This window comes from Pseudoalteromonas sp. NBT06-2 (assembly GCF_002276045.1).
In the GTDB taxonomy this organism is placed as follows: Bacteria; Pseudomonadota; Gammaproteobacteria; order Enterobacterales; family Alteromonadaceae; genus Pseudoalteromonas.
On sequence record NZ_NQMR01000327.1, the window covers coordinates 1 to 1,877 of the forward strand.

Genomic DNA, 1,877 nt, shown 5'->3' on the forward strand with positions numbered 1-1,877 from the left:
ACTGCTTTTTGAGAAGTTACCAAATTTATTGTCTTTTCATTGTTATAATTGACAATTTATTATTTTATAGCTTTATTATCAATAACATAATAAAGCAATATTTTATAAAATATTGTTTAAAATAAAACCAATGTTAAAATAATTGAATAAATACTCTATTTATCATCTACTTTAGGAGAACAATAAATAGGAGCTAATATGAAAACAATGACAAAAAATATATTTCTTTCTTTTACAATCATGCTTGGGGCGAATATCAATGCCGCTCAGTTAGATTTAAATGAAACAATCGCACTACCAGATACAAAAGTATCGGTAACCAACATTAAGCGTCAAATCGCTAAAGACATTGCAAATAATTATTCAACTGCAAAGTTATTAACAGCAAATATTACTAACAGTAATTTATTAGTTAGCAGTGACAAGTTAGGCACATCAAATTTAGCAGACAAAGTCGCGTTGTCTAAATACAACAATATGATCACCGATTTAAAGGGATTGAATTATGACAATGCTAATTTGATACAATTAAGATTGGCTGATAAAACTATGATTGACAAATTGCATCAAGGACAGATGCCATTATTTGCTTTTGAACCTGCAGGTAATGATAAATATTGGCAATCAATCGAAGCGTTTGATACGCATGGCAATGTGCACTATCTGGATGTTGTTAATTTACCATCAAATCCAACTTTTATCATTGAACTTGATAGTAAAAAAACATTTACAGCTGGTATGTCTGTAATGAAAAGTATATTTTCTAAAAATAATACACAGTCTAAAAATCAAACCAACACTATAGCACGTAATGAAGAACAGCCAATTTCAACCAGCGTATTAAAAAAAATAAGACTAAATGATGATGAAGAACCATGGATTTCTGGAGATGCTGAAATTTATGCCATAGTAACAGGCGTAAATCCATCACGAGATGAGCCAATCCTAGATATATTAGATATGCCTTATTTAGATACCGACAACAAAGACTATCATCCGAATCAAATCATTATCCATTGGGAGAGATACCGTTGGCAGGCAGCTGATATGATTTTGATGGAACAAGATGATAATACTAACTATAAAACGCTTGCTTCTAAATTTTTAGAAATTGTAGAGCAAGTAATGAAATCAATTCCAGATCCAGAAGTACAAGGTTATGCAATCATCCCGAAATTGACTAATGAGTTATTAAAAGCGATGCCAGATAGTTGGTTTACAAATGATGACGACTATGTCGATGTTTTTTACACCTTGTTTGAAAATAAGTATTATTCAAACCAGTATGGTGCAAGTGGTAATGCAAAAGTTACTATAGAGCCGCTAATGATAGATCCAAGATAGCACGTAATCACCAAGCCTATTTCTAAATAAATAGGCTTTTTTTCAATTACCAAAAAAATATCAATTAACCTGAGATCGGTTTAAGCTACGGTCATTTGATTCATCTCAACATCTGTAATATTCAATTTTGGCTTGTTTTCTTTCAGAGAATAAGCCACAAGCCCACCAATAACATTTAGCATTAATGGTTTAATGCTTCTATGTCTTGAATGTTCAATTTAGATATGTTTTTCAATTGGTCATTTATTGTCTCAATAATAAATTGTCGAGATAACATAGCTCTATCCCAAATTGATAAGATTTTTGCTTTCATGTTTTTACGGACATTTGTGACTAAAGTGACTCTTTTTCTAGCAATTTACTTTCTAATGCTTTGCTTATGTAGCCCTTATCCGCATAGAGCTTATCTGGTAAACCAGAAGCCATATTTTCAACAGGTTGCGTATCATGTACATTTGCAGGCGTAATTTTCGCCGCTACAATTTCTCCGAGATGATTCACTATCAAATGGTATAAACCAATAATCCAAATTA

Annotated in this window: 1 protein-coding gene and 1 pseudogene; one reads left to right on the forward strand and one right to left on the reverse strand. The window is 31.5% G+C overall.

Annotated elements, in window-relative coordinates; genetic code table 11:
* Positions 1 to 198: 198 nt before the first annotated feature.
* Positions 199 to 1,344 carry a DUF3103 family protein gene (locus CJF42_RS25825; protein WP_095369351.1) on the forward strand — a complete coding sequence of 382 codons (1,146 nt, stop codon included), beginning with the start codon at positions 199 to 201 and terminating at the stop codon, positions 1,342 to 1,344.
* An 80-nt stretch (positions 1,345 to 1,424) separates the two neighbouring features.
* Here the strand turns inward: CJF42_RS25825 and CJF42_RS25830 are convergent.
* Positions 1,425 to 1,877 (reverse strand): annotated as a pseudogene (locus tag CJF42_RS25830) (IS982 family transposase); the annotation flags it as partial.